General features: G+C 62.1%; 25 protein-coding genes and 1 pseudogene. 17 read left to right on the top strand and 9 right to left on the bottom strand.

The features are described from left to right. Positions 1 to 8: 8 nt before the first annotated feature. From AU381_RS16265 to AU381_RS16305, 9 genes are all read left to right on the top strand, one after another. On the top strand, positions 9 to 914 hold the full coding sequence (locus tag AU381_RS16265) for a helix-turn-helix domain-containing protein (protein ID WP_064243121.1): 906 nt from the start codon (positions 9 to 11) through the stop codon (positions 912 to 914). A 138-nt stretch (positions 915 to 1052) separates the two neighbouring features. Then, a complete protein-coding gene (locus tag AU381_RS16270) occupies positions 1053 to 1958 on the top strand; it encodes a helix-turn-helix domain-containing protein (RefSeq protein WP_064243122.1) in 906 nt (301 codons plus the stop codon). A gap of 158 nt (positions 1959 to 2116) precedes the next feature. Continuing rightward, complete coding sequence (locus AU381_RS16275; protein ID WP_064242785.1) at positions 2117 to 3022, top strand: helix-turn-helix domain-containing protein; 906 nt, start codon at positions 2117 to 2119, stop codon at positions 3020 to 3022. Between the two features lie 243 nt (positions 3023 to 3265). Beyond that, the gene (locus tag AU381_RS16280; RefSeq protein ID WP_026617514.1) at positions 3266 to 3916 is read left to right on the top strand and encodes a hydrolase; all 651 of its coding nucleotides are present in this window, start codon (positions 3266 to 3268) and stop codon (positions 3914 to 3916) included. Positions 3917 to 4004: 88 nt separating this feature from the next. After that, positions 4005 to 4295 carry a XapX domain-containing protein gene (locus tag AU381_RS16285; RefSeq protein WP_064242786.1) on the top strand — a complete coding sequence of 97 codons (291 nt, stop codon included), beginning with the start codon at positions 4005 to 4007 and terminating at the stop codon, positions 4293 to 4295. Continuing rightward, positions 4295 to 6280 (top strand): amidohydrolase, encoded by a 1986-nt coding sequence (locus tag AU381_RS16290; protein WP_064242787.1) that lies wholly within the window; start codon positions 4295 to 4297, stop codon positions 6278 to 6280. The genes AU381_RS16285 and AU381_RS16290 overlap by 1 nt, the downstream gene beginning before the upstream one ends. A 44-nt stretch (positions 6281 to 6324) precedes the next feature. Continuing rightward, on the top strand, positions 6325 to 6738 hold the full coding sequence (locus tag AU381_RS16295; RefSeq protein ID WP_244520080.1) for a DoxX family protein: 414 nt from the start codon (positions 6325 to 6327) through the stop codon (positions 6736 to 6738). Then, positions 6735 to 8348, top strand: a complete 1614-nt coding sequence (locus AU381_RS16300) for an MFS transporter (RefSeq protein ID WP_082910074.1) — start codon at positions 6735 to 6737, stop codon at positions 8346 to 8348. The genes AU381_RS16295 and AU381_RS16300 overlap by 4 nt, the downstream gene beginning before the upstream one ends. Positions 8349 to 8587: 239 nt before the next feature. Then, a complete protein-coding gene (locus AU381_RS16305; protein WP_064242789.1) occupies positions 8588 to 9418 on the top strand; it encodes an alpha/beta fold hydrolase in 831 nt (276 codons plus the stop codon). Between the two features lie 91 nt (positions 9419 to 9509). Here the strand turns inward: AU381_RS16305 and AU381_RS16310 are convergent, their stop codons facing one another. Then, complete coding sequence (locus AU381_RS16310; protein WP_064242790.1) at positions 9510 to 10403, bottom strand: LysR family transcriptional regulator; 894 nt, start codon at positions 10401 to 10403, stop codon at positions 9510 to 9512. 105 nt (positions 10404 to 10508) lie between these two features. Here AU381_RS16310 and AU381_RS16315 point away from each other — a divergent pair, with 105 nt between their 5' ends. Then, positions 10509 to 11711 (top strand): MFS transporter, encoded by a 1203-nt coding sequence (locus AU381_RS16315; RefSeq protein ID WP_064242791.1) that lies wholly within the window; start codon positions 10509 to 10511, stop codon positions 11709 to 11711. 101 nt (positions 11712 to 11812) lie between these two features. Here AU381_RS16315 and AU381_RS16320 read toward each other — a convergent pair whose 3' ends face one another. Next, entirely contained in the window at positions 11813 to 12124 is a 312-nt protein-coding gene (locus AU381_RS16320; RefSeq protein ID WP_064242792.1) for a recombinase family protein, read from the bottom strand. Here AU381_RS16320 and AU381_RS29785 point away from each other — a divergent pair. Further along, a pseudogene (locus AU381_RS29785) lies at positions 12038 to 12229 on the top strand (NADP oxidoreductase); the annotation flags it as partial. The gene AU381_RS16320 and the pseudogene AU381_RS29785 sit on opposite strands and share 87 nt — an antisense overlap. Positions 12230 to 12291: 62 nt before the next feature. Here the strand turns inward: AU381_RS29785 and AU381_RS16325 are convergent. The 7 genes from AU381_RS16325 to AU381_RS16355 all read right to left on the bottom strand — a co-directional run bounded on the left by AU381_RS16325 (position 12292) and on the right by AU381_RS16355 (position 19523). Beyond that, a complete protein-coding gene (locus AU381_RS16325) occupies positions 12292 to 13146 on the bottom strand; it encodes an ABC transporter permease subunit (RefSeq protein ID WP_064242793.1) in 855 nt (284 codons plus the stop codon). Further along, positions 13143 to 13931: a taurine ABC transporter ATP-binding protein gene (locus tag AU381_RS16330; RefSeq protein WP_064242794.1), complete on the bottom strand. Its 789-nt coding sequence runs from the start codon at positions 13929 to 13931 to the stop codon at positions 13143 to 13145. The genes AU381_RS16325 and AU381_RS16330 overlap by 4 nt, the downstream gene beginning before the upstream one ends. Positions 13932 to 13987: 56 nt before the next feature. Then, positions 13988 to 14995, bottom strand: coding sequence for a taurine ABC transporter substrate-binding protein (tauA, locus tag AU381_RS16335; protein ID WP_425288624.1), 1008 nt, complete (start codon positions 14993 to 14995; stop codon positions 13988 to 13990). Between the two features lie 337 nt (positions 14996 to 15332). Further along, the gene (locus AU381_RS16340) at positions 15333 to 16148 is read right to left on the bottom strand and encodes a carbohydrate ABC transporter permease (RefSeq protein ID WP_064242796.1); all 816 of its coding nucleotides are present in this window, start codon (positions 16146 to 16148) and stop codon (positions 15333 to 15335) included. After that, on the bottom strand, positions 16145 to 17086 hold the full coding sequence (locus AU381_RS16345; RefSeq protein ID WP_082910078.1) for a carbohydrate ABC transporter permease: 942 nt from the start codon (positions 17084 to 17086) through the stop codon (positions 16145 to 16147). Before AU381_RS16345 ends, AU381_RS16340 begins: the two co-directional genes overlap by 4 nt. Continuing rightward, the gene (locus AU381_RS16350; RefSeq protein WP_064242797.1) at positions 17083 to 18114 is read right to left on the bottom strand and encodes an aldo/keto reductase; all 1032 of its coding nucleotides are present in this window, start codon (positions 18112 to 18114) and stop codon (positions 17083 to 17085) included. The genes AU381_RS16345 and AU381_RS16350 overlap by 4 nt, the downstream gene beginning before the upstream one ends. Positions 18115 to 18182: 68 nt before the next feature. Further along, positions 18183 to 19523, bottom strand: coding sequence for an ABC transporter substrate-binding protein (locus tag AU381_RS16355; protein WP_064242798.1), 1341 nt, complete (start codon positions 19521 to 19523; stop codon positions 18183 to 18185). A 405-nt stretch (positions 19524 to 19928) separates the two neighbouring features. On the opposite strand from AU381_RS16355, the gene AU381_RS16360 reads away from it, so the two are divergent. From AU381_RS16360 to AU381_RS16385, 6 genes are all read left to right on the top strand, one after another. Then, positions 19929 to 20582 (top strand): RBBP9/YdeN family alpha/beta hydrolase, encoded by a 654-nt coding sequence (locus AU381_RS16360; RefSeq protein WP_244520081.1) that lies wholly within the window; start codon positions 19929 to 19931, stop codon positions 20580 to 20582. 136 nt (positions 20583 to 20718) lie between these two features. Further along, positions 20719 to 21306 carry an FMN reductase gene (msuE, locus tag AU381_RS16365; protein ID WP_064242799.1) on the top strand — a complete coding sequence of 196 codons (588 nt, stop codon included), beginning with the start codon at positions 20719 to 20721 and terminating at the stop codon, positions 21304 to 21306. A 24-nt stretch (positions 21307 to 21330) separates the two neighbouring features. Continuing rightward, entirely contained in the window at positions 21331 to 22434 is a 1104-nt protein-coding gene (gene sfnG, locus AU381_RS16370; protein ID WP_064242800.1) for a dimethylsulfone monooxygenase SfnG, read from the top strand. 123 nt (positions 22435 to 22557) lie between these two features. Next, the gene (locus tag AU381_RS16375) at positions 22558 to 23466 is read left to right on the top strand and encodes an ABC transporter ATP-binding protein (RefSeq protein WP_064242801.1); all 909 of its coding nucleotides are present in this window, start codon (positions 22558 to 22560) and stop codon (positions 23464 to 23466) included. Beyond that, positions 23466 to 24362 carry a branched-chain amino acid ABC transporter permease gene (locus AU381_RS16380; protein ID WP_064242802.1) on the top strand — a complete coding sequence of 299 codons (897 nt, stop codon included), beginning with the start codon at positions 23466 to 23468 and terminating at the stop codon, positions 24360 to 24362. Before AU381_RS16375 ends, AU381_RS16380 begins: the two co-directional genes overlap by 1 nt. Positions 24363 to 24364: 2 nt before the next feature. Next, positions 24365 to 25405 (top strand): branched-chain amino acid ABC transporter permease, encoded by a 1041-nt coding sequence (locus AU381_RS16385; RefSeq protein ID WP_064242803.1) that lies wholly within the window; start codon positions 24365 to 24367, stop codon positions 25403 to 25405. Positions 25406 to 25426 lie beyond the last annotated feature (21 nt).

Here is a 25426-nt window from a genome sequence, read left to right on the forward strand (position 1 = left end):
AGGTGCGGATGAATCAAAGGACCGGAACGAGAGAGGGCGTCGGCGCTCAATTTGGGCTGCCGCATGCTCCGTGTCTCTCGGCTCGGCCGGTTCGGGACGCCGGATTTTCCGTGACGCGCCTGGAATGGCGGCTCAATGGGGATGCCAACCGCCTGGTGTCCTTGCAGCCCGACGAAGCTCACTTTCTGATGCTGTACCTGAAGGATGCGTATCATTGCGATGTTGGTCCCGATGGCACCGAGAGCGAGACACGCCGCTTCCGGCAGGGTTCCATGTGCCTCGTCGATCTTGCCAATGGAGCCTGCATACGGCTGTCCAGCGATCTCGATTCCCTCGCCTGCCAAATACCGCGAGAACTCTTTCGGGAAGTTTCAGAGTTCTCAACTGCCCCAAAAGCAACGAGGCTTAGATGCCGGCGGGGCGAGCACGATGATGTGATGTGCAATCTCGGAGCGGCGCTTCTGCCGCTGTTCGAGAGGCAAGGGTACTCCCAGGTCCCGGTCTTGCAGCACATTGCCATTGCCATCTGTGCGCACTTGCTTCACGCCTACGGCGATCCCGATCAGCCAGGCTCCAGTTCAACGCGCCTCTCCGTTTGGCAGGAAAAGGCGGCCAAGGACTTCATGATCGACCATTTTGCCGATCAGTTCCCGATGGCCGCAGCAGCTTCGGCGGCCGGTGTTTCCATCCGTCGCTTTATCGCTGGCTTCAAGGGGGTGACGGGTCAGACGCCGCAACAGTGGCTTCTGGGCTATCGCACAGCACGTGCCAAGCAGTACCTCGGCGAGCGTTCTTTGACAGTACCGGAGATCGCCACCCGCTGCGGCTTCAGTGACGAGGATCACTTTATCACGGCTTTCCGTCGCGTGACGGGCAGCACCCCAGCGGCCTGGCGGGCGCGTTGGTTACAGTGACGGTTTTGTGCAATGAGGTCATTTTCCATTCAAGCCTCGGGACTATTGTAGAGATCGCACTGCAGTCGATCCGGCACTATTGTACCCCGGAGACAGCACGGACGGTCGCACATGGCCAGATATCGGGAGACGACGCCGATGGACCTGCATGAGGGATTGAACGGCACATGTTATCGGCCGGGTCCGATCGTCAGATCAGTTGCTTCCGGCGACATCATCGTCACCAGGACATATTCCGATCGCTTCGATGCAGATGCAGCCGTCATTCCGCGCGCGGAAGCGTTCGGTGTCACCGTTCAACTGCGCGACTTCTATTCCCAGAGGCTCTGGCGTCGTGGCGAGTTGGTGCATGACGGCGGCGGTGCCAAGGCCTCGCTTACAATCACAGATCTACGCGATCAATGGCAATGTCATTCACTCTCCCCGTTCGACAATGTTCGTTTCCAGATTCCATTTGCCCGCCTACGCGCCTTTGCGGAGGAGGCCGGGCGCAGCGAATACGTAGCGCTTTCTTGCTTCGCGAGCCGCATCGATCCCGTGGTGCACGGGCTCGCGCAGGCATTGCTGCCGTCGCTCGACCACCCGGAACAGGCCAATCCCCTGTTCCTGGAGCAGATCAATCTCGCCATGCTGGCGCATCTCAGTCAGACCTATGGCGGCCTGCACTTCCCGGTGGACAAGAAAGGGACCTTGGCGCCCTGGCAGGAAAGACTCGCTACCGAATTTCTCGCAGCTCATTTCAACAAGCCGTTCTCAATCGGAGATCTGGCTTCTCGCTGCGAACTGTCGCGCAGCTATTTCAACAAGGCTTTCAAGGAGAGCTTTGGGCGCACTCCTTCGAAATGGCTGACCGAGTACCGGGTCGCGCGGGTCAAGGAGCTGTTGTTGCAGGACCTGTCGATTGCGGAGGTCGCGATAAATTGCGGCTTCGCCGATCAGAGCCACATGACCAGGGTGTTCACAAGTCTGACGGGCGACACACCGGCACGCTTCAGACGAAAGAATAGGCCGTTCGGCGTGGCCTTGGATCCGTTTGGAATCTAATCACTTCCATTTGCCTACATCGTTCAAAACGCGTGAGTTTTGTACAAGAACGTTATCGCAGTCGCGGCGATGATGCGCCAATTCAGAGCGACTCAGGCGACCTCCTCAGGGGCTCGCTCGTTTTCGCTACAGGTAGGCTCAAAGTACGGGACCACGGCATGACGGGCGTCGCTTCCACCGCAGCAACCGAAAGACACGACAGTCTCGGTTGCTCCATGGACAGGCTCGACGACGACTGGACGATCGAGGGCCGCGACATGACGTTCTATCGCAAGAGGTCGGCGTCGGCGCCGCCGGACAGGGTCACGACACCAGCGACGGGGCGCGGATATCTGCTTGGTCTTTCCGCAGCAGGCGGACACAGGCGTCGGATCTTCAAAGAGCGTCATTCGACTGTCCATGATTTCGAGCAGAACGCCGTTTACTTGCGGAATTTCGCCGATGACTATCGCGCCGATCTCAGCGGTTCATTCGACTTCATGCTAGTCGAAATCAATCACAACGCGCTCGAACGGATCGCCGACGCAGCAGACTTGAGAAGTGTCAGCGAACTGCGCCAGGCTGCCGCGCACCCAGATCCCGTGCTCGGCGGCATGCTGGGGGCCTTGTTTGCGACAATGGATGGAAGCGCGAACAGAAGCGCCTTGTTCGTTGACCAGCTCTCGATCGCAATCGGGGTTCATGTCGTTCAGCAGTACGGCAACGGCCGCGGCGGCGCAGCCACCAGCGGACGCCGGCTTTCCGCACGTTGCCAGGCCAGGATCAGGGACCTCGTGCAGAGCCAGTTGAATGGTGAGTTGGGCGTCGAACAGCTAGCTTCGGCCTGCAATCTCTCACAGGCAGCTTTTCTGCGTGCCTTCCGCGAAACCATGGGGAAAACGCCGCATCGATGGCTGCAGCAGCAGCGCATCGAAAAGGCCATTGATCTGCTGCAGTTCTCACAAACTCGCTTGAGCGAGATCGCCAGCATCTGCGGCTTTTCCGACCAAAGCCACTTCACACGTGCATTCGTGCAGGCGATGGGCAGCACCCCCGGCGCCTGGAGACGACGCCGGCAGTCCTGAGCAAGGCTCGACGTAAACAGCAGATCGAACAACGGGAGCCTCGGGAAGGGCCGAGAGCCCTTGCCGCCGTGCGGTTGAAGCGTGTCTCGGTGGCTCAACTACGGCACTTGAACTCGCATCGGCCTCAGAACTGGCGGCGATCAAAAACTACAAAAGTCCGTCGTTCGCTACAAGAATCGAGCGCCCATCATCGGCATAGTCGCAAGCATCGGCAACCAACAGAAAGAGGCCAGTATCATGACGCTGAACGCAACACCGACGCCCGGCAACCTCCTCGTCTCGCCCAAGGATCACGCGCTGATCATGATCGACTTCCAATCGCAAATGTCGTTTGCGACAAAGTCGATCGACGCTGTGCAACTGCGCAACAATGCTGCGCTGGTCGCCAACGCGGCTGCCGGTTTCAAGGTCCCCACGATCCTGACGACGGTTGCGGAAAAGAGCTTCTCCGGTCCCATGTTCGCGGAAATCACCGATGCCTTCCCCGGACAGCCGCTTCTCGACCGCACCTCCATGAACACCTGGGAAGACGCAGCGGTGATCGAGGAGGTCAACCGTATCGGTAAGAAGCGGCTGGTGTTCTGTGGGCTTTGGACGTCGGTCTGCATTGTTGGTCCGACACTGTCGGCGCTCGATCAAGGCTTTGAGGTCTACGTGATCGCCGACGCCTGTGGCGACGTGTCCGACGAGGCGCACGAGCGCGCAATGGACCGCATGGTGCAGGCCGGCGTTCGGCCGATGACGTCGCTCCAGTATATGCTCGAGCTGCAGCGCGACTGGGCCCGCACCGAAACCTACGACATGACGACGGGCATCGCCAAGAAGTTCGGTGGCGCCTATGGTCTCGGCATCATCTACGCCAAGACCATGTTCGGCGCTTCCGAAGGCCACTGACATCCACTGGGCTTATCCGTAGAGCACCGCTCCGGCCGCATGCTTGCGGCCGGAGCAGCGACCGCAAGCGCAACAAAAGGAATTGACGATGAAGATGTATCTCCTCTCGCTCGGGGCCGGGCTGCTCGTCGGTGTCATCTACAGCCTGCTCAACGTTCGCTCGCCGGCTCCGCCGGTGATCGCGCTGGTGGGGCTCTTTGGGATCCTCGTCGGCGAACAGGCGGTGCCTCTCGTCAAGCGCCTGATGTCAGGCAATCCGGTCACCGTTTCCTGGTTCAGCAGCCGCTGCATCCCGCATGTCTTCGGGGAACTGCCGACCGGGGCAGATCATGATCATGCTGGTGCGCCTGACCGGACACCGACGCGGGAGATCGGCTAATGCCGACCCGCCGCGGTTTTCTCGGCGCAGCGTCTGCGCTGGCGCTCCCCAACCTGTTTTCACCGGCGCCCGCCGCCAATTCCGCTTCGACTTCAGGAGACAAGCCAATGAGCGCCGATCTGATCCTGCACAATGGTTTGCTGACGACGCTCGACCGTACGAATCCGAGCGCGACGGCCGTTGCCATCAAGGACGGCAAGTTCCTTGCGGTTGGGCAAGAGCGGGAGATCATGGCTCTTGCCGGGCCTGACACCAAACTCGTGGACCTCAAGGGAAAGCGCGTCCTGCCTGGTCTCAATGACAACCACACTCACGTCGTTCGTGGCGGGCTGAACTTCAATATGGAGCTGCGCTGGGACGGCGTGCGCTCGCTTGCCGACGCGATGGACATGCTGAAGCGGCAGGTCGCGATCACGCCGCCGCCGCAATGGGTGCGCGTCGTCGGCGGCTTCACCGAGCACCAGTTCGCCGAAAAGCGGCTGCCGACGATGGATGAGATCAACGCGATCGCCCCCGATACACCGGTGTTCCTGCTGCACCTCTACGACCGGGCGCTGCTCAACGCCGCAGCACTTCGCGCCGTCGGCTTTACCAAAGACACTCCGAACCCGCCTGGCGGCGAGATCACTCGCGATGCCAACGGCAATCCCACCGGTCTCCTGCTCGCCAAGCCGAACGCGGGCATTCTCTACTCGACCCTTGCCAAGGGGCCGAAGCTCCCCTTCGAGTATCAGGTCAATTCGACGCGTCACTTCATGCGCGAGCTCAATCGTCTCGGGGTCACCGGCGTCATCGATGCGGGCGGCGGCTTTCAGAATTACCCGGACGACTATGCCGTCATCCAGAAGCTCGCCGACGAAGGGCAGATGACCGTGAGACTTGCGTATAACCTCTTCACACAGAAGCCGAAGGAGGAAAAGGAGGATTTCCTCAAATGGACCTCCTCGGTCAAGTACAAGCAGGGCGACGATTTCTTCCGCCACAATGGTGCCGGAGAGATGCTGGTCTTCTCGGCAGCGGACTTCGAGGACTTCCGCGAGCCGCGCCCCGACTTGCCGCCGGAAATGGAAGGTGAGCTCGAGGAGGTGGTGCGCATCCTCGCCGAGAACCGCTGGCCCTGGCGACTGCACGCCACCTATGACGAGACGATTAGCCGTGCGCTCGACGTCTTCGAGAAGGTGAACCAGGATATCCCGCTCTCCGGCATCAACTGGTTCTTCGACCATGCGGAGACGATCTCCGACCAATCCATGGACCGGATCGCGGCACTTGGCGGCGGCATCGCCGTTCAGCATCGCATGGCTTATCAGGGCGAATATTTCGTCGAGCGCTACGGTCATGGCGTCGCCGAGGCGACGCCGCCAGTCGCACGCATGCTCGAGAAGGGCGTCAATGTCTCCGCGGGCACGGACGCCACCCGCGTCGCCTCCTATAACCCCTGGGTCTCGCTTTCCTGGCTGGTGACCGGCAAGACCGTCGGCGGCATGCAGCTCTATCCGCGCGCCAACTGCCTCGACCGCGAAACCGCGCTGCGCATGTGGACCGAGAAGGTGCAATGGTTCTCCAACGAGAAGGGCAGGAAGGGGCGTATCGAGAAGGGCCAGCTCGCAGACCTGATCGTGCCCAGCAAGGACTACTTCGCCTGTGCCGAGGACGAGATCTCGTTTCTGACCTCCGACCTCACGATGGTCGGCGGCAGGATCGTCTATGCGGCGAGTGATTTCGCCAGCCTCGATGAGAATCCGCTGCCGCCGGCAATGCCGGACTGGTCGCCGGTCAGAACCTATGGCGGATACGCCGCCTGGGGCGAGCCTGAAGGGGCCGGGCGACATTCGCTTCGACGAACCGCGATTGCGTCCTGCAGCTGCTCCAGCAGTTGCGGCATGCATGGTCACGACCATGCTGCGGCCTGGACGTCCCGCCTGCCGACCGCCGATCTGAAGGGCTTCTTCGGCGCGCTCGGCTGCTCGTGCTGGGCCGTGTGAGGGAGCGGTAAATGGCAAGTATTCGATCTCATGAGGCTCCGCCAATGACGTCCCGCACGCCGGCACTTCACTTTCTGGCCCTGCTCGCCCTCTGCTCGGCTTATATTCAAGGGCCGGTCGTGAAGATCTTCGACTTTCCGGGGGCGCTCGCCGAAATGGAGCATTTCGGGCTGCAGCCGGCACCGTTTTTCGCCATCGGCGTGATCGTCTTCGAGCTATCCATGTCGGCGCTCATCCTTGCCGGCATCTACCGCTGGGCTGCCGCGCTTGCGCTTGCGGTCTTCACGCTCGCCGCGACCTTCATCGCGCTTCGCTTCTGGGAACTGCCGCCCGGTATGGAGCGCTCGATGGCGATGAACGGCTTCTTCGAACATGTCGGACTCGTTGGCGCGTTCACCCTTGTCGCATGGCACGACCTGCGTGAACATGGCGCACCCGGAAAGGGGCGGACTTCATGAGCTCTCTGTCTGCAACCCCGGCGGCTGGCGGCGGGTTCGCGCCGCTTCGCCAGAAGACCTTCGCCATTCTCTGGGTGGCGACCATCGTCGGCAACACCGGCAGCTTCATCCGCGATGTCGCAAGCTCATGGCTTGTCACCGACCTCTCGAACGCCCCTGCCGCCGTCGCGGCGGTGCAGGCCGCGGGGACGCTCCCGATCTTCCTCCTCGCGATCCCTGCAGGTGTACTGTCGGATATTCTCGACCGCCGCAAGTTCCTGATCATCATCCAGCTTCTGCTGGCCGGAGCCAGCATCTGCCTCATGTTGCTGTCTGCGACGGGGTTGCAGACCATCACGTCCCTGATCGCATTCACCTTCGTCGGGGGTATCGGAGCGGCGCTGATGGCGCCGACCTGGCAAGCCATCGTTCCCGAACTCGTTCCGAAGCAGGATCTCAAAGGTGCCGTGGCGCTCAACTCGCTCGGCATCAACATCTCCCGAGCGATCGGCCCGGCAGTGGGCGGCCTGCTGCTTGCCTGGCTTGGCGCAGCCTTTACCTATGGCGTTGACGTTATCAGCTACGTTTTCGTCATTGCTGCCCTCATCTGGTGGAGGCGCGCGCCTGATGTCGACGACGGCTTGTCCGAACGCTTCTTCGGAGCATTCCGGGCCGGTCTGCGCTATGCGAGGGCGAGCCGCGAACTGCATGTAGTGCTTCTCCGGGCGGCCGCATTCTTCGCTTTCTCGAGTTCGGTCTGGGCGCTTCTGCCCCTGGTCGCCCGCAATCTTCTCGGCGGCGATGCCGGTTTCTACGGCATCTTGCTCGGCGCGGTCGGCGCGGGCGCCATTGGCGGTGCGCTGGTGATGCCGAAACTTCGCGCAAGGCTCGATTCGGATGCACTATTGCTCGGCTCGGCGCTCGCCACGGCGGCCGTGATGGCCGGGCTCTCCTTCGCGCCGGCCCGATGGGTCGCCATTCTGGCTCTGCTTGCGCTGGGAGGCGCCTGGATCACTGCGCTGACCACACTGAACGGGGCCGCACAATCGATCCTGCCGAACTGGGTTCGGGGACGTTCGCTCGCTGTCTATCTTACGGTGTTCAACGGGGCGATGACCGCCGGGAGCCTCGCCTGGGGTGCGGTCGCAGAGATCGCCGGCGTTCCAGCGACCCTTGTTCTGGGGGCCGTTGGAGTTGCCGTGGCGGGGCTCATCTTTCACCTCGTCAAGCTGCCAAAGGGCGACGCGGACCTGGTCGCATCCAACCACTGGCCGGAACCTCTCACGGCTGCCCCAGTCGAGCACGATCGCGGTCCCGTGCTCGTCACCATCGAATACCGGGTCGATGACAGCGACCGGAGCGATTTTCTGAAGGCGCTCGCGAAGCTCTCCGGAGAGCGTCGCCGCGATGGCGCCTATGGCTGGGGCGTCACCGAGGACGCCGCCGATCCTCAGAGAGTCGTCGAGTGGTTCATGGTCGAATCCTGGGCCGAGCACCTTCGCCAGCATCGGCGCGTCTCGAAGGCCGACGCCGACGTACAGCAGCAAGTCCGTGGCTTCCACAAGGGGCCAGAGGCGCCCGTGGTGAACCATCTGTTGTCGATAAACCTGCCCCATCTCGGTCGCCACTGAGTGCGAGCATTCGCACGCGACGCGGGCGCTTTTATCCAAAACACAACGGAAAACGACAAGACTTGTCCGGACGCCTCCTTAGCCTTCGAGGTGGGGCGGCGAGGAGGCGGAGAGCAAGCCTCGCCCGCCCGGCCGCTCGGGCGACGCTACTTTCCCGCGCATCTGCTGTGCCCGGATCCGGGTGCAGACGGTCCGCGGCGGCAACTTCCATTTCGAACCAAAGCAAAGGAACGATTCCCATGACCCAGAACTTCATCAAGACCGAGGACGGCGTCGAGATCTTCTACAAGGATTGGGGCTCAGGCCAGCCGATCGTGTTCCACCACGGCTGGCCGCTCTCCTCGGACGACTGGGACGCGCAGATGCTCTACTTCCTGAGCAAAGGCTATCGCGTGATCGCCCACGATCGGCGCGGCCACGGCCGCTCGTCTCAGGTCAGCGACGGCCACGACATCGCCCATTACGCAGCAGATGTCGCCGCGCTTGCGACTGAGCTCAATCTGCGCGACGCCATCCATATCGGTCACTCCACGGGGGGCGGCGAGGCTCTCGCCTATGTCGCTCGCCACGGTGCGGGGCGTGTCGCCAAGCTCGTAATGGTCGGCGCGGTGCCGCCGATCATGCTCAAGACGGAAGCCTATCCGGGCGGGCTGCCGATGGAAGTGTTCGATGGTCTGCGCGCCCAGCTCGCGGCAAACCGGGCCCAGTTCTTCATCGATCTGCCGAGCGGGCCTTTCTATGGGTTCAACCGCCCCGATGCGAAGGTCTCGACCGGCGCCATCCAGAACTGGTGGCGGCAGGGCATGATGGGCAGCGCCAAGGCCCATTACGAAGGCATCAAGGCCTTCTCCGAAACCGACTTCACCGAGGACCTCAAGAAGGTCGAGGTGCCGACGCTGGTCATGCATGGGGACGACGACCAAATCGTGCCGATCGACAGTTCGGCGCGTCTCGCGGTGAAGCTCCTGAAAAACGGCACGCTCAAAGTCTATGAGGGCTACTCGCATGGCATGCTGACGACCCATGCCGATGTGATCAATCCTGATCTGCTCGCCTTCATCAAGTCCTGAACAACCAGAGCCGGCGGCGATCAGCGCCGCCGGCTCGCGAGCAGCGCTACCCGCATTCGCGGCCGCGCGAGTTGCTGCCGATTCAAGGGGATCACGTACCCGATCCTTTGATCGCCTTAAGTGCGCTCGCAAGCGCGTCGATGAAGACGCGAACCTTGGGAGGAACGAACCTGCTCGTCGGATAAACGGCCCAGATTGCGAGCGTTTCCGGTTCCGCGTCCTCCAAGGTGACGCGCGCCAATCGCCCGGACGAGAGATCGTCGGCAACGTTCCAATCCGACAGCAGCGCTATTCCTGCGCCCGCAAGGCAGGCCGCATGACATCCTTCGATGCTCGTCGACGAAAAACGACTCTGCAGTCGCCATGAGCTTTCAACCCCGGCCTTGAGGAATGTCCAGTGTGTTACTCCGTAGAGAGGCAGACAATCGTGTTGCGCAAGCTCGCCGGCACTGTGCGGCGTGCCGTGTTTCTCAAGATAGGCCGGCGAGGCGACAAGTGAGCGGGGGTTGTCCGCCAGCTTCCTGGCGATGAGACTGCTGTCCTTCAGCCGCGCAATGCGGATGGCGAGGTCCGTGCCTGAGGACACCAGGTCGGGCATGCTGTCGCTCATGTCGAGCGAGATCCTGAGCCCCGGATTGCTTTCCAGAAGTGAGGGAATAAGCGGAGCGATCACCTTGATGGCGAAGGCCACAGGAGCCGATACGCGCAGGAGCCCGGCCGCACCCTCGTCTTCTCCGTGGAGCAGTGCGCGCGCTTGCTGCTCCGTTTCGACCAGAGCCTGAGCATAAGGAAGGAAGCTCTCTCCTTCGGCTGTGAGCGACAGCGATCTCGTCGTGCGGTGCATGAGCCTGACGCCGAGCGCACGCTCCAGCGACGCGAGCCGCCGGGTGGCGATCATCGGTGTAAGGCCCAGGCGGCGGGCAGCCTCCGAAAGACTTCCGGCCCCGGCCGCTGCGCTAAAGAGGGCAACGTCATCAATGTTCATTATATCAGTTTTCGATATTCCAGCATGACACTTCCGCTCTCTAACACATCCTTCGATAAAAAATTAGGTTCAGCACAGTTTTCATCAGCGGGAAGAGCATCAATCATGAACGTGTTCAACGAGAAGCACCTCGGCTCTCGATCCGAACTCGGCCGCCTTCGCCTCTACGCCATGGCCGTTGCCAGCGGCATTGCCGTCGCGAACATCTATTACAATCAGCCGATCCTGGGCCTGATCGAAGCCGAGTTCTCGGGCCAATCCGCGACCGCCGTCGTTCCGACCGCCACGCAGCTCGGCTATGCGTTGGGCCTTTTTCTGCTTTTGCCGCTGGGGGATACTGTTCACCGGCGGCGGCTGATCATAGGGCAGTTCTTCGCTCTGGCGGCGGCTTCCGTCCTGGCTGCTGTCGCGCCGACTGCCGCGCTCCTCGTCACTGCCTCGATCCTGCTCGGGGCAAGTGCCACCGTTGCCCAGCAGATCGTCCCCGTGGCTTGGGCGCTTGCCTCGCCCGAGCGGCGCGGTGCGGCAATAGGCACGGTCATGGCCGGCGTCCTCTCCGGCATCCTGCTCAGCCGCACTGTGTCGGGTTTCGTCGGAGAGTATTTCGCCTGGCGCGACATGTTCCGGGTAAGCGCGCCGCTCGCGCTGGTCGGCGCAGCGATGATGTATCTAGCTCTGCCGAAGCTCAGTCCGGTTTCCCGCCTGTCCTACCCTGCGGCGCTTCGATCGCTCGTCGAGCTATGGCGGCGCCATCCTGATTTGCGGGCGGCTTCGATCGTGCAGGCGGCACTTTTTGCATCCTTCACCTCCTTCTGGACCATTCTCGCCCTCTACCTCGCAATGCCCGAGTTCAATCTCGGCGCAGATGCCGCCGGCCTGTTCGGCGTTGTTGGTGCAGTCGGCGTGCTTGCCGCGCCCTTGGCCGGGAGGATAGCCGACCGGCGTGGGCCTCAATCGGTCGTAGGGCTGGGGGCCGCGCTAACGCTGTTCGCGTGGGGAGTGCTCGGCTTTGGGACTTCGATACCAGCGCTTCTCATCGGCGTTGTCGTCCTCGATGTCGGCGTCCAGGTCGCCTTGATCTCCAATCAGCACATCATCTACGCGCTCGATCCGCAGGCCCGTAGCCGGCTTAATACCATCTTCATGACGAGCATGTTTCTCGGGGGAGCGGCTGGATCGGCGCTTGCCGTCGCTACGTGGAGTTACGGCACCTGGATCGGCGTCAGCCTGCTCGGCTTTGCTCTCTCTTCGGTCGCGCTCGGCATCAGGCTCCGTTGGCGCGACCTTGGTCCACACCGCTTTGCCTGACCGCACCCTTCATATGACCTGCAGTCGAGGCGATGGCAAATGGGGGAGGGCCTTTGCGAGATAGAAGGAGGGTGCGTTCTGTAGTTCTCTGCCTCGACGATTTAGAGCGGGATGATTCTAGATCCGTTCATATCCGGCCTCGTTGAATTGCGCCGGTTGAAGATGATCCGGCCGCGATAGTGTTCGTTGTTGAGGATGCCGGTTCCGCGGTCGACGTGGCCGCGGATGGCGGTGTCGCGCCACTTCAGCCCGCGCGGTCCGGGAATGCCCTTGCGGTTCAGCTCTTGAGCGATCGCAGACGGCGACAGGCCTTCAGCATATTGCGTCCTCTCTTCCAGCCAGCGGAGCTCAATGGTCGACTGTCGACCACTGACCTGGTGCCGGGCGCTCGTGTCGTAAAGGCGTTCAACCATCTCCCTCCGCATCTGCTCTCTGGTGATCCGCGCGCCGAGGGTGGAAGCCGCGTCCTCTTCTACTCGGGAGACGACGCGAGGTCGAGGGCCGAAGTTGGCGCACTCTCCGGCTCGAATCGGCCAAATCGTCCCGCTTCACGCACACAGGCACTCGCGATGGCGGCGATTTAAAGCTTTCCCTTCCAGGGAACGAGGACAGCTTCGATGAACCGGATGGCGGCGGAGAAGGCAAAGGCGCAGATCGCGATGATGCCGATCCCGACGAAGACAACGTCGGTGGCAAGAAACTGTGCAGCGGACATGATCATGAAACCGATTCCGCGTGTCGAGGCGATCAACTCGGCCGCCACCAGTGTGCCCCATCCTATCCCGACCGCGATCCTCACGCCGGTCAGTATTTCAGGCAGGGCTGACGGCAACACGATGTCGATGAAGAGCTCAAGCGGGCGAGCGCCAAGCGATCGAGCTGCATTGACGCGCTCGATGGGTAGCGAACGGACACCCGCTTGGGCCGACAGGCAGACCGGTGCGAACATCGCCAGCACAAGCAGTGTTATTTTCGACGTTTCCCCGATGCCGAGCCAGATGATCATCAGCGGAAGATAGGAGAGAGGGGGGAGCGGCCAGTAGAATTCGATCGGCGTATCCAGGATGCCCTTTGCCCAGCGGTTCAGGCCCATGAGCAGGCCCAAGGGAATTCCCGCCGCTATGGCGATCGACGCCGCGAGGACGATGCGGAAGAGGCTAGCGAAGATGTGCTCGGACAAGGATGCGCCCGCATAGCCATCATAATAAAGCATGCCGACCTGGGTCAGAACCTCACCAGGACGCGGCAGAAAGAGGTTCGGGACCAAATCAAGCTCGGCGACAAGCCACCATAGAGCTGCTACTGCGAGACCGGTCGCAACGCTTATGGCGACCGTAGGTTTCTCGCCCAGGCCGAAGCTTACCATTTTGACAAGCTTTGGCCTTGGACGCTGCACGGCCGATGAAACGGGGGTCGTCTGGACAAGGTCGCTCATGCCGCGCTCCTGAGGTCTTCGGCGCTGTGAAGAATGGCCCGTATTTCTTCGCGCAGACTCGCAAATTCGGGCGACGACTTGATCGACCGTGCATCCCCGGTCGCGGCAAAGCGGCGGACGAAGTCCAGATCGAAGCGGGCAACGACGCGGCCTGGCCGTGGAGACATGACCAGGACCTGGGTTCCCAGGAAAAGAGCCTCCTCGATCGAGTGGGTGATGAAGAAGATCCGCTTTGCCGTTCTGTCCCAGATCGAGATCAGCAGTTCCTGCATCTGCTCGCGCGTCAGACTGTCGAGGGCACCGAAAGGCTCATCCATCAGAAGGATGTCGGGTTCCGTAGCGAGCGCGCGCGCGATGCCCACCCGCTGGCGCATGCCGCCCGACAGTTCATAGGGCAGGGCCTTCGCGAATTCACCGAGTCCGACCAGCCGAAGCAATTCATGGGCGCGAGCCCTTCGCTCGCTTTTGCTCACGCCCGCGAATTTCAGACCAAGTGCGACATTGTCGATCACCGTCTCCCACGGAAGAAGGGCATCCTTCTGGAACACTACACCACGGTCGGCACCAGGACCGCGAACAGGTCGCCCATCCAGGATGATGGCGCCATCCGAAAGAGGCAGGAAGCCGGCGATTGCGTTGAGCAATGTCGACTTGCCGCATCCCGAGGCACCGAGGGCAACGACAAAGCCGCTCTCGGGAATTTCAAAAGACACGCGGTCAAGCGCATGGACGGGCCGGCCATCGCGCGCCGCGAAGAAGACACTGGCGTGATCGACTTTAAGCATGTGCTCTCTCGTATGTTCGATACCGGCGCGGCCAGCGCGCCGGTATCGGGGGAGGATCAGTTGCTCGCGCTTGTCAGCGCGTCGGCAGTGACGAAGGCACCGTAGTTCGGCAGGACCTCGGAAATCTTCCCCTGATCCTTCAGGAAGGCTGCCGTTTCCTTCAGGATCTTGGCCGCACCGGACTTATCTCCGCCGCCGAGCCAGGCCTCGGAAGCCTGAACCTCAGGCGTCAGCAACGAGAGATTCTTCAATGCGGCCGCATGTTGTTCGGGGGTACCGCCGAGCAACTTGGCGAGCGCCTTGGCGTTTTCGCTGTCGGCGCTCCATGCGCCTTCGTCGGATGCATACGAGGCATAGTATTTGTTGATGACCGAGGCGAAGCTCTTCAAGAAGTCCGGATTGTCGGCCGCGAACTGAGAGGTCGCCACCCAGGCCGAGAACGTCGCCGCGCCCTTGTCGGCCACATCCCTGGAGGTGACGAGCACCTTGCCGTTCTTTTTCAACTCGGTCAGCGCCGGATCCCAAACGAAGCCGCCATCGATATCGCCGCGGTTGAAACCGGCGACGATCTCAGGCTGCGGAATTGCAAAGACCTGAACGTCCTTTTCGGTGAGACCGAGCGACTTGATCAGAGCCAGAAGCTGATAGTGGTCCGTCGAAACGGGTGCTGCCGCAAGCTTCTTACCCTTCAGGTCACTCAGACTTTCTATGCCCGAGCCGTTGCGGACCACCAAAGCTTCGTCGATCCCGGAGATGGAGGAAAGATAGAACGCCTTGACCTCCAGGCCACGTGAAGCCGCGGCCGCGAAGGGACTGGACCCGACATAGCCGACCTGCACGTCGCCGGCTGCGATAGCGGCGAAAATTTCAGCGCCGGAATTGAACTTGCGAAAATCGATGTCGTAACCTGTGGCGTTGGCAAATTCGCCATTGGCTATCGCCACAGAGGACGGCAGTGCATCCGTCTGGTAGGCGACGACGACCTTCCTATCGGCGGCATCGGCAGTTGCAGCCATGGAGAGGCTGGCGAAACCGATGGCGATTGCAGTGATAACACTCTTCATATTCATGTTTTGCCCCCTGTGCGACGAATAACGTCTTCGGTGAATGCCGTGAATTCAACCAGTCAGAGCGTAACGAACGGCCGTAGTTTCGACAGAAATAATCCACTAAATTTATGTGTTATAGGGAGAATGTTTCACTCGTGGGCACACCCACGAGGCGTGCGAGTCTTGGCAGCAAGATCCGCACTCCGAAATGACGAGCGGTTGCTAGGACTTCGTGGTGCGAGCTTTCCAGCTCTCAAGCCTCGAAGGGCCGGCGTGGCCAATGCAGGATCCGTTGAGCGGTGCCGGCTTGTAGTCAAGCCGGCTTTGCCATGACCCTCGCGTTGGCCTCTTCCTATTTCACCCCGCCATGCGCGAGTCCGCTGACCAGGTAGCGCTGCATGAAGAGCGCGATCAGGTAGACCGGTGCGATGCCGGCGAGTGAGGCCGCTGCCATCTGGCCGAAGTTCACCAGCCTGTCGCCCTGGAAGAGCGAGATGCCGACTGGCAGTGTTCGCGTGGCATCGGAAAAGGTGAAGGCCGAGGCGAAGAGGAACTCGTTGTAGGAAAGCACCGTGACGATGATGAGGGTCGCCACGATACCGGGCGCGATGATCGGTGCGACGATCTCAAGAAGCGTGCGAAGCGGTCCCGCGCCGTCTATTGCGGCCGCCTGCTCGATCTCGATCGGCATCCGGCGCAGGAAGGGCGTCAGCAGCCAGAAGGCGACCGGCACATTGGCGAAGCCGTAAATGAGGACGAGGCCCGCGCGCGTATTGAGAAGCCCGGTCCCCTTCAGCAGGAAAAAGAGGGGAATCAGGGCCACGATGGGCGGCGCCATGTAGCTCGAAAGCGTCACGTCCGCCAGCCACTTGCCGCCAATCTTGAGCCGCAACACCGCATAGGATGAGGGGAGCGCCAGCGCGATGGTGAGGAGCCCGGCAAACACCGAGACCGTGACCGAGTTGAAGATGAAGCCCGCAATGTCTGCCGCTTCGAAGGCGTCCGGCCAGTTCGCGAACGTCGCCACCGTCGGCCAGAAATGGCCGCTCAGCACGTCGTCCTTGGTTTTGAAGGAAACGGCGACGAGGTAGAGGATAGGCAGAGCGAAGAAACCGACGATCGGCGCCGTCGCCACGGCCAGCCAGATATGCCGTGCGCCGAGCCTCATGATTCTCGCCTTTCGAAATGCTGATGAATGCGGACCACCGGGAGTGCCGCCAGCCCGATGACGAGGCCATAGACGATTGTCTCGGCTGCGGCACGGCCGACGTCGAACTGCTCGATCGCCCGTCGGTAGATGGAAAAGCCCGCCGATGTCGTTGCAAAACCGGGTCCACCAAAAGTGAGAATGTAGACGAGGTCGAAGAGCTTGAACGAGAGGATGAGTTTCAGCAGGTAGATCGACGAGAGCGGTGCGGCAACGAGCGGAAGCGTGATGTGCCGGAAGCGTTGCCAGGCATTGGCACCGTCGACGAGGGCCGCCTCATGGACGCCTTCCGGTATCGTCGAAAGTGCCGCAAAGCAGAGAATGACAATGAAGGGCGTCCACTGCCAGAGATCCGCGACCGCGATCGCCAGCCAGGCAAGAAGCGGGTGCCCGAGGAAGGAGATCGGTTCGGAAATCAGCCCGTACTTGAGCAAGGTGCCGTTCAAGAGACCTCCGGCCGGCGCGAGAATGAGCTTCCAGGCGACGCCGACCATCACCGGTGGCGTCATCAGCGGCAGCAGCACGAGGCTCATCAGGACGCGGCCCGCCTTCAGAAGAGAGGTGAAAAGAAGCGCAATCAGGAAGCCGAGCGTAAGCTGCAGCAGCGACGTTGTAAGAGCATAGGCGACGCTTCTGACGAGCGCCGAGAGGAAGATCGGATCCTGCAAGGTCGTTGCAAAATGCTTCAGGCCGGCGAAGCCACGGAACGGTTTTCCGAGCGTGCTTTTGCTGAAGGCGAGCGCCAGCAGGAAGACGGTTGGATAAAGCGTCGTCACGGTCAGTGCGAGAATGACAGGCGCAATCCAAAGCGCGCGTCCGAGACGCGCCGGAAGGAGGCTCCGGCGCACCGTGTGGCGGGTTTGGCCAAGCCGCATGACGTCGGCGGCGAAGGCGGTCATGCAGCCTCTGCGAGATCGGGGCGGGTCGGCCCGCTGCCGGCCTGGGTCGCGAGAAGCATGTCTTCGATGTCATCGAGGTCGCGCGGCGCGAGGGTGATCTTTGCGGCATCAATCCAGCCGTCGATGTGCGCCGGCTTGCGCGCCCCGATGATGGCCCCGGTGATTCCGGGCCAGGCGAGAACCCAGGCGGCCGCTATGGCCGCAACAGTCGTGCCGTGACGTGCGGCAATGGGCTTCAGTCCCTCTGCAAATGCGAGATTGCGGTAGAGCGCCTCGCCCTGGAAGTCCTCGTCGCGCGACCGCCAGTCGTTCTCCGGCAGCGCCCGGGCGCGCGCCGGCGTGAATGCTCCCGTGAGCAGACCTGACTGCAGCGGACTATAGGCGATGACACCGCTGCCATGCGCCCGCACCCAGGGCAGGCCTTCCTCGGCGAATCCGCGCTTGATAGCCGAGAAGGGGGGCTGGACGACGTCGACGGGGGCAACTGTCGCGGCGCGCTGCAGTAATTCCCGGTCATGGTTCGAAAGCCCGATGGCTCTGACTTTGCCCTCCGCCTTGAGATCGGCGAAAGTGGACCAGTATTCCTCGATCGGCGTGCCGTCATTGGCCGGCCAGTGAACCTGGTAGAGGTCGATCACCTCGACATCGAGTCGTCGCAGCGAAGCTTCGACCTCGTGACGCAACGATTTGGCATCACCGATACGGGCGGGAAGGGCGTTGCGATTATCAGGATCCCAGACGAGGCCGGCCTTGGTGAAGATCAAGGGACGCTCGGATCTGGGTATTGTCGAGAGTGCTTCACGCACGACCTCCTCGGAATGGCCGAGACCGTAGACCGGGGCCGTATCGATCCAGTTGATGCCGCGTGCAACCGCATGGCGGATGGCCGCGATCGACTGGGCATCGTCCTGGGTTCCCCAGCCCCAGCCCCAATCGGGACCGCCGATGGCCCAGGCCCCAAGGCCAACAGGTGTGATGTCGAAACCGGTGTGGCCGAGCCTGCGCTTCGGCAAGGAATGTGCACTCATGATCTTTCGCCTCGTTGAAGAAAATTGCGGGGCGCCGCCGGGAGGAAGCGATTGCGCCCCGCGCGCAATCAGCTGTTGGTCTCGATGATCTCGGTCCAGGCCCGATGGGCATCGGCGATCGCCTGTTCGGCGCTCTTGGTGCCGGCGAGCGCCAGCGCGAGTTCGTCGGTCAGCGCGTTTTCGAGCTTCGGCGCATAGACCGCCGTCGGCCAGGCCAGGCTGTTCTCCAGTGCGCCGTCATCGAGCAGCGGCTGCACGAGCGGTTGGAAGGCCTTGAACTTCTCGGACTTCAGACCCGTCTGGCGGCCCGGATCGATGCCTGAACCGGTGAGCGCCAAGAGCTGTTCGTGATAGTCCTTGCTGGTCACCAGTTTGATCAGTTCCCAGGCCACATCCTTGTTCTGCGATCCGGTGGTGACCGCAAAGCCGAAGCCGGCGTTGAAGGCCAGGCGCGGCGTTGTGTTTCTGCCGCCGACCGGGATGCGCGTCACACCCCATTTGTCGACGATCTTCGATCCCTTCGGGTCCTGGGCATAGCCGCCGAGGTCGGTCCAGAAGTCGATCTGCGCCGCCTTGCCGTTCAGAAACGCGGGCAAGCCTTCCTCGAAGCGGGTCTCAAGCGGAGTCGGAAGAGCATGAGGCGCGGACGCGAGCAGCGACTTCAGCGCGTCCACGGCCTCTGCGCTATCGAGCGCGGACGAGCCGTCCGCATGGAGAAAATTGCCGCCGAAGCCGGTCAGGCGGTTGGCATAGGTGGACAGGATGATGACCGGGATCTTTGCCCCGAGCACGGCGGCACCATAGATGCCATTCTTCGACTCGGCCTCGGAGATGACCTTGGCGTTCTCATTGTATTCGTCCCAGGTCGTCGGCGCCTTCAGCCCATAGCGGTCGAAAAGCTCGCGGTTGTAAAAGAGAAGATGGCTGTCGCCGTCATAGGGCAGGCCGTAGCGGCGGCCGTCATGCAAGGTGTATTGGTCGTAGATGGTCTGAATGAAGTCTTCCGGCTGGATTTCCGCCTTGTCGCGCTCGATGAGATCCGTCACGTCCTCGATTACGCCGTCTTCGGCGAGTTGGCCCTTGTAAGTGTAGAAGTAGTCGATGACATCGAATTCATTGGCACCCGATTGCACGTCGAGCGTCGCCTTGACGCTGACCTGGTCATAGGGCACCGCGGTGACGTTGACCTTGGCGCCGGTCAGCTTCTCGAAGTCCTCGGCGATCTTCTTGCCGGTGACGACGTGGGGCTGGATGATCAAGAGGTTGATGGTGCGCCCAGCAAACTTATTGTTCGAGGCGAGTGCCGTGGACGAGGCAAACGGTGCGATGAAGGGCAGGGTACCCGCTGCTGCGAGAGATTTGAGCACGCTACGGCGGCGATAGGCCTGGCCGAAAATGGTGTTGGACATGGAAATATCTCCGTCAAGATTTGGGTTCCGGCAATCGGCCTCGGAGCGTGCGCTTTGAGTGGCGCCTGCCGGCCGTCGCCCATTTGCATCATGCGGGAGATGACGATCAGAATATACATATAATAGATGTATTTTATGTATTATAGCGGAACGATTTTCCTGCGACGGCCGGCAGATCGGGCACGGTATTTCTTCGCGGGCCAGTGCGAAAGCGGGCCACCCGTCATTACCTGCCCCCAGGGGCGCGCGTCAGATAATATATTCTATAGGTTAAATAGATTATAGACTTTCTTCGCTTATCCGCCGTGGAGTCCGGCGTCATGATCGGGATCGATCAAAGACGCGCGGCCCTCAGACCGCCGGATCCGGTGTGGCCTGCCGCTCAACGTTGCGGCGACGCGCCGGATGGTCGGCATCGCCGCCACCGAAGGAGCGAGCTGCATGACCCGAACGCTCATCCTCCCCGGTTTCCGGGGTTCCTTTGGCGACCACTGGCAGGCGCACTGGCTGCGCGATGATCCCAGGGCGGTGCTGGTGGAGCAGGACGACTGGGAACGGCCCGATCTCGACCTTTGGAACGCCCGGCTCCAAGAGGTCCTGGCAACGACGGACAAGGCTCTGTTGGTTGCTCATAGCCTTGGCTGTCTGCTGGCGGCGCGGATTGCCTCAAGCCCGCTTGCGGGGCGGGTGAAGGGTGCCTTTCTGGTCGCTCCATGCGATCCGGCCCTTACGGAGAAGCTCCACCCCGGCGCCATTCGTTTCGGTGCGCTGCCGGAAAAGCGGCTGTCATTCCCGAGCATGCTCGTGGCGAGCCGCAGTGATCCGTACATGCAATTCAACGAAGCGCGGCGCCTTGCAGCGGCATGGGGCAGCAGCCTCGTCGACCTTGGCCCTCAAGGGCATATCAATGTGAAAAGCGGCTTCGGGCGTTGGCCGATGGGTTACCGACTCGCCTCGCTGCTGTCGCGCGAGAGGGGTCGCTCCAAGAGTGCTGTCGGCGCGCCGCAACCTACATCACATGGGGCCGAGGGACCCTCGTTCCGATCTCCACTCACATAAACGACTGATGCAACATTCCGGAGGTGGCACCTTGCCTGCAATATTCCGCCTCCCACGGGCCCAAATTTGGGAGAATTTTGCTTATTAAAGTATACTAAATCTATAAAGTAACTGCGCAGATTGAGATGGAACGACAATGAGAATCCTCGGACTGTCCGGCAACGTTAAGCACCCGTCACGAACGGCCTCGCTCGTCGAGGCCCTGGCTTCAGCCGCTGAACGCCGCTTCGGGGGCGTGAAGCGCATCATCGAACTTGCCGATGCTGCGGCGGTTTTGTTTCGTGCGTTGAGAGCCGATCAGCTCGATAGCGAAGGGCGGGAAATCATCGACGCAGTCGAAACCGCGGATGTCCTTATCGTCGGCTCGCCCGTCTATCGCGCCTCCTACACCGGCGCTCTGAAGCACCTTTTCGACCTGGTGGACTATCGGGCTCTGACGGGGAGGCCCGTGGTGCTCGCAGCGACCGGCGGCAGTGCGCTGCATGCACTGATGATCGAGCATCAGCTCCGCCCGCTGTTCGGGTTTTTCAACGCGTTCTCGGTTCCGACCTCCGTCTACGCCGTCGAAGCCGATTTCACCGACTATCGGCTCACCAATCCGGCGGTGCTCGAGCGCGTGGATCGTGCCATCGCCGACTTAGCGCGCCTGCTGCCCAGTAGCCCGCAGAGGGTTCCGTTTTTCGCCGGTGAAGACCGACCGGCGCCGGTTGCCATGAAAGCATGAACAAAGCAGGAGAGGGAGACTCAAATGTCGCATACAAAAAGAGAGCCGCTGAAGTTCGCCTATTGGGTCCCGAATGTTTCGGGCGGGTTGATCATTTCCAATATCGAACAGCGCACAAGCTGGACGATCGACTATAACCGGAAACTAGCGCAAATCGCCGAGGAAAACGGCTTCGACTACGCCTTGAGCCAGATCCGCTTCACCGCCGGTTACGGTGCCGAATTCCAGCATGAATCGGTTTCCTTCAGCCACGCGCTGCTGGAAGCGACGAAAAAGCTGAAGGTGATTGCGGCAATCCTGCCGGGACCGTGGAATCCGGCACTTGCCGCCAAGCAGATTGCCACCATCAACCATCTCACCAACGGGCGTGTCGCCGTCAACGTTGTCAGCGGCTGGTTCCGTGGAGAGTTCGCTGCCATCGGCGAGCATTGGCTCGACCACGACGAGCGCTACCGCCGTTCGGAAGAATTCATCCGGGCGCTGCGCGGCATATGGACCGAGGACAATTTTACCTTCCGCGGCGATTTCTACCGTTTCAACAATTATTCGCTGAAGCCGAAGCCGCTCGATCCGCAGCCGGAAATCTTCCAGGGCGGCTCCTCGCGTGCCGCACGCGACATGGCGGCGCGCGTTTCCGACTGGTACTTCACCAACGGCAACACGCCGGACCAGATCGCCAAGCAGGTGAACGACATCCGCACGAAGGCCAAGGAGAACAACCACTCCGTCCGTATCGGCGTCAATGCCTTCGCGATCGTCCGCGAGACGGAGGAAGAGGCGAAGTCCGTTCTTGCCGAGATCATCGAGAAGGCCAATCCGGAGGCGGTCAACGCCTTCGGCCATGAGGTCAAGAACGCCGGCAAGGCCTCGCCGGAAGGCGAGGGCAACTGGGCGAAATCCACCTTCGAGGATCTGGTCCAATACAATGACGGCTTCCGCTCCAACCTGATCGGCACGCCGCGGCAAGTGGCCGAGCGGATCATCGACCTGAAGCGCGCCGGTGCCGACCTCATCCTGCTCGGCTTCCTGCACTTCCAGGAGGAAGTCGAATATTTCGGCAAGCACGTCATTCCGCTCGTCCGCGAACTCGAGGCGGCGGACGCGGTCCAGCCGGTCGCCGCCGAATAACCATGTGAAAACGGCGGGTCACAACAGCGGCCCGCACTGGCAAGAGAGAAGGGGCCATCGCGGCCCCGCCGGGAACTCGTGTGCCCATGGCGGCCCCTGCCGTCGCTTCTGAGAGGGAAGGACATGCACGCAATGACCTATGCGCTCGAAGGACTTGGCACGGCGCCAATTCCGCCGGCCGTCCAGCATCGCCCTGATCTCGCTGTCAAAGCGGCGCCACCGGTGCGTGCCGGTGAGAGCCCCGATGCCCAGCTCAAACTTGACGGCGTCAGCCTGTCCTTTGGCGGGGTCACGGCCCTCGACAATGTCGATCTGGCCGTAAGCCGCGGCGAAATCCGGGCGATCATCGGCCCGAACGGAGCCGGCAAGAGTTCGCTCATCAACGTGATCAGCGGCGTCTATCGCCCCGATCGCGGCCGGGTGCTGATCGGCGGCGACAGCTATGCCCAGGTGCCGACCGACAGGCTGGCGCGTCTCGGCATCGTCCGAACCTTCCAGAACCTTGCGCTCTTCAAGGGTTTGAGCGTTCTCGACAATGTCGTTGCGGGTCGGGCCTACACGGTCCGCTCGACCTTCCTCGGCCAGATAGCTCGGATCGGCACCGCTCGCCGCGAGGAGGCCGACGCTCGCGAGCGTGCTCGGCGGATCCTCGCTTTCCTCAATCTCGAAGATGTCGCCGACCGGCTGGCCGGCACCTTGCCCTACGGGCTGCAGAAGCGGGTGGAACTCGCCCGGGCTCTGGTCGCCGAGCCGGACGTCCTGCTTCTCGATGAGCCGATGGCCGGCATGACGGCCACCGAGAAGAAAGAAATGGCCGGGTTCGTGCGGGCGACTCGCGGGGCCCACGGCACGACGGTCGTGTTGATCGAGCACGATATCGGCGTCGTCATGGAGCTTTCGGACCGGATCGCCGTGCTCGACTACGGCCGCAAGATCGCCGACGGCACGCCCGAAGAGGTGCGGACGGACCAGAAAGTCATTGATGCCTATCTCGGCGTCGTGCCGGAGAACGAAGACGGAGCGGGGATCTGATGTCGGACTTCGATTGGCTTTTCTTCACCGAAGTGCTCGTCGGCGGGCTGCTTTCCGGTGTGATGTACTCGCTGGTCGCGATCGGCTTCGTGCTGATCTACAAGACCTCCGGTGTCCTGAATTTCGCCCAAGGGGCACTGCTGCTCTTCGCCGCATTGACCTTCGTCAGCCTGGTCGAGCGCGGAGTCCCGTTCGCGCTGGCGCTTGTCGTCACCTTCGCGCTGATGGTGGTCATCGGCATCGGCATCGAGCGCACGGTGCTCAGGCCGCTGACCAACAGGCCGCCGATCACGCTCTTCATGGCGACGCTCGGCCTCTCCTATGTCATCGAGGGAGCCGCGCAGCTTCTCTGGGGCACGCAGGTGCATGCCCTCGACCTCGGCATCGAGGACATTCCCTTCGATGTCGGCGGTGTCTTCATCAGCCAGTTCGACATTTTCGCCGCGGCGGTCGCGGCCGGGATGGTGGCGCTCCTGTCGATCTTCTTCCGCTATACCCGCATCGGTCTCGCTTTCCGTGCGGTGGCGGACGATCAGTTCGCAGCACTTGCCATCGGCCTGCGGCTGCCATGGATCTGGGCGACCGTCTGGGCGACCGCCGGTCTGGTGGCCCTGGTGGCCGGCCTGCTCTGGGGTGCGCGTCTGGGCGTGCAGTTCTCCCTGTCGCTCGTGGTGCTCAAGGCTCTCCCGGTCCTTGTCCTCGGCGGCTTCGATTCAATCCTCGGCGCCATCGTCGGCGGCCTTTTGATCGGGGCGACCGAGAAGCTCGCCGAGGTCTATCTCGGCGATTATTTCGGCGGCGGCATCGAAAGCTGGTTCGCCTACGTCGCCGCACTCGCCTTCCTGCTCATTCGTCCCTCCGGCCTGTTCGGCCAGAAGCTCGTGGAAAGGGTCTGACCGTGGCCTCCATCGCAAACGACCTCCCTGTGGCATCGACGCATCCGCGGTGGCTGATTCCGGCGGCGCTCCTCGCTATAGCCTATCTCGTCATCCCCTTCGTCGGGACGAGTTACCTGTTCGAGGCGATCCTGCTGCCGTTCTTGGCATTGAGCCTCGCCGGTGTCGGCCTGAACCTGCTCACCGGCTATGCCGGGCAGGTTTCACTCGGCAGCGCCGCCTTCATGGCGGTCGGCGCCTTCGCCGCCTATAATTTCAACCTGCGCGTCGAGGGCCTGCCGCTTGTCGCGAGCATCGTAGCTGCCGGGCTTTCGGCCGCCGCCATCGGGATCGTGTTCGGCCTGCCGAGCCTCAGGCTGAAGGGCTTCTATCTCGCCGTCTCGACGCTCGCCGCGCAATTCTTCGTGCAATGGGCGCTGACGAAATTTGGCTGGTTTTCCAACAATTCCGCCTCGGGCGTCATCGATGCGCCGCCGCTTGGCGTTGCCGGCATCGGCTTCGACAGTGCCGCCGGCCGCTATCTTTTCGCGCTGACGGTGGTCACGGTGCTCACCTTCCTAGCGCTGAGACTCGTCTCGTCTCAGACCGGACGCAACTTCATCGCCGTGCGCGACAACGATACGGCGGCGCGCATTATCGGCGTGCCGGTGCTGAGGACCAAGCTGCTCGCCTTCGCCATCTCGTCGTTCATCATCGGCATCGCCGGTGTGCTCTGGGCCTTCGCCTATCTTCGGACCGTCGAGCCGGCGGGTTTCAATCTCGACCGCTCCTTCCAGGTGCTGTTCATCATCATCATCGGCGGGCTGGCCTCCATTCGCGGCGCCTTCTTCGGTGCGGCATTGATCGTAGTCTTCCCGCTCGTCCTGTCGCGGCTCGGGGCGTTCTTCCTCGGCGACATCTTCGATTCCGGCGTGCGCGACATGAGCCAGCGCATCGTGCTCGGCGGCCTGATCATCCTCTTTCTCGTTCTCGAACCGGACGGGCTCGTCGCCCTCTGGGACAGAAGCGTGAGACGCCTCGGTTCCGTTTTCGGACGGAGCTGACGAGGTCGGAGCGAAGCGAGC

Source organism: Sinorhizobium glycinis, assembly GCF_001651865.1.
GTDB lineage: Bacteria > Pseudomonadota > Alphaproteobacteria > Rhizobiales > Rhizobiaceae > Sinorhizobium > Sinorhizobium glycinis.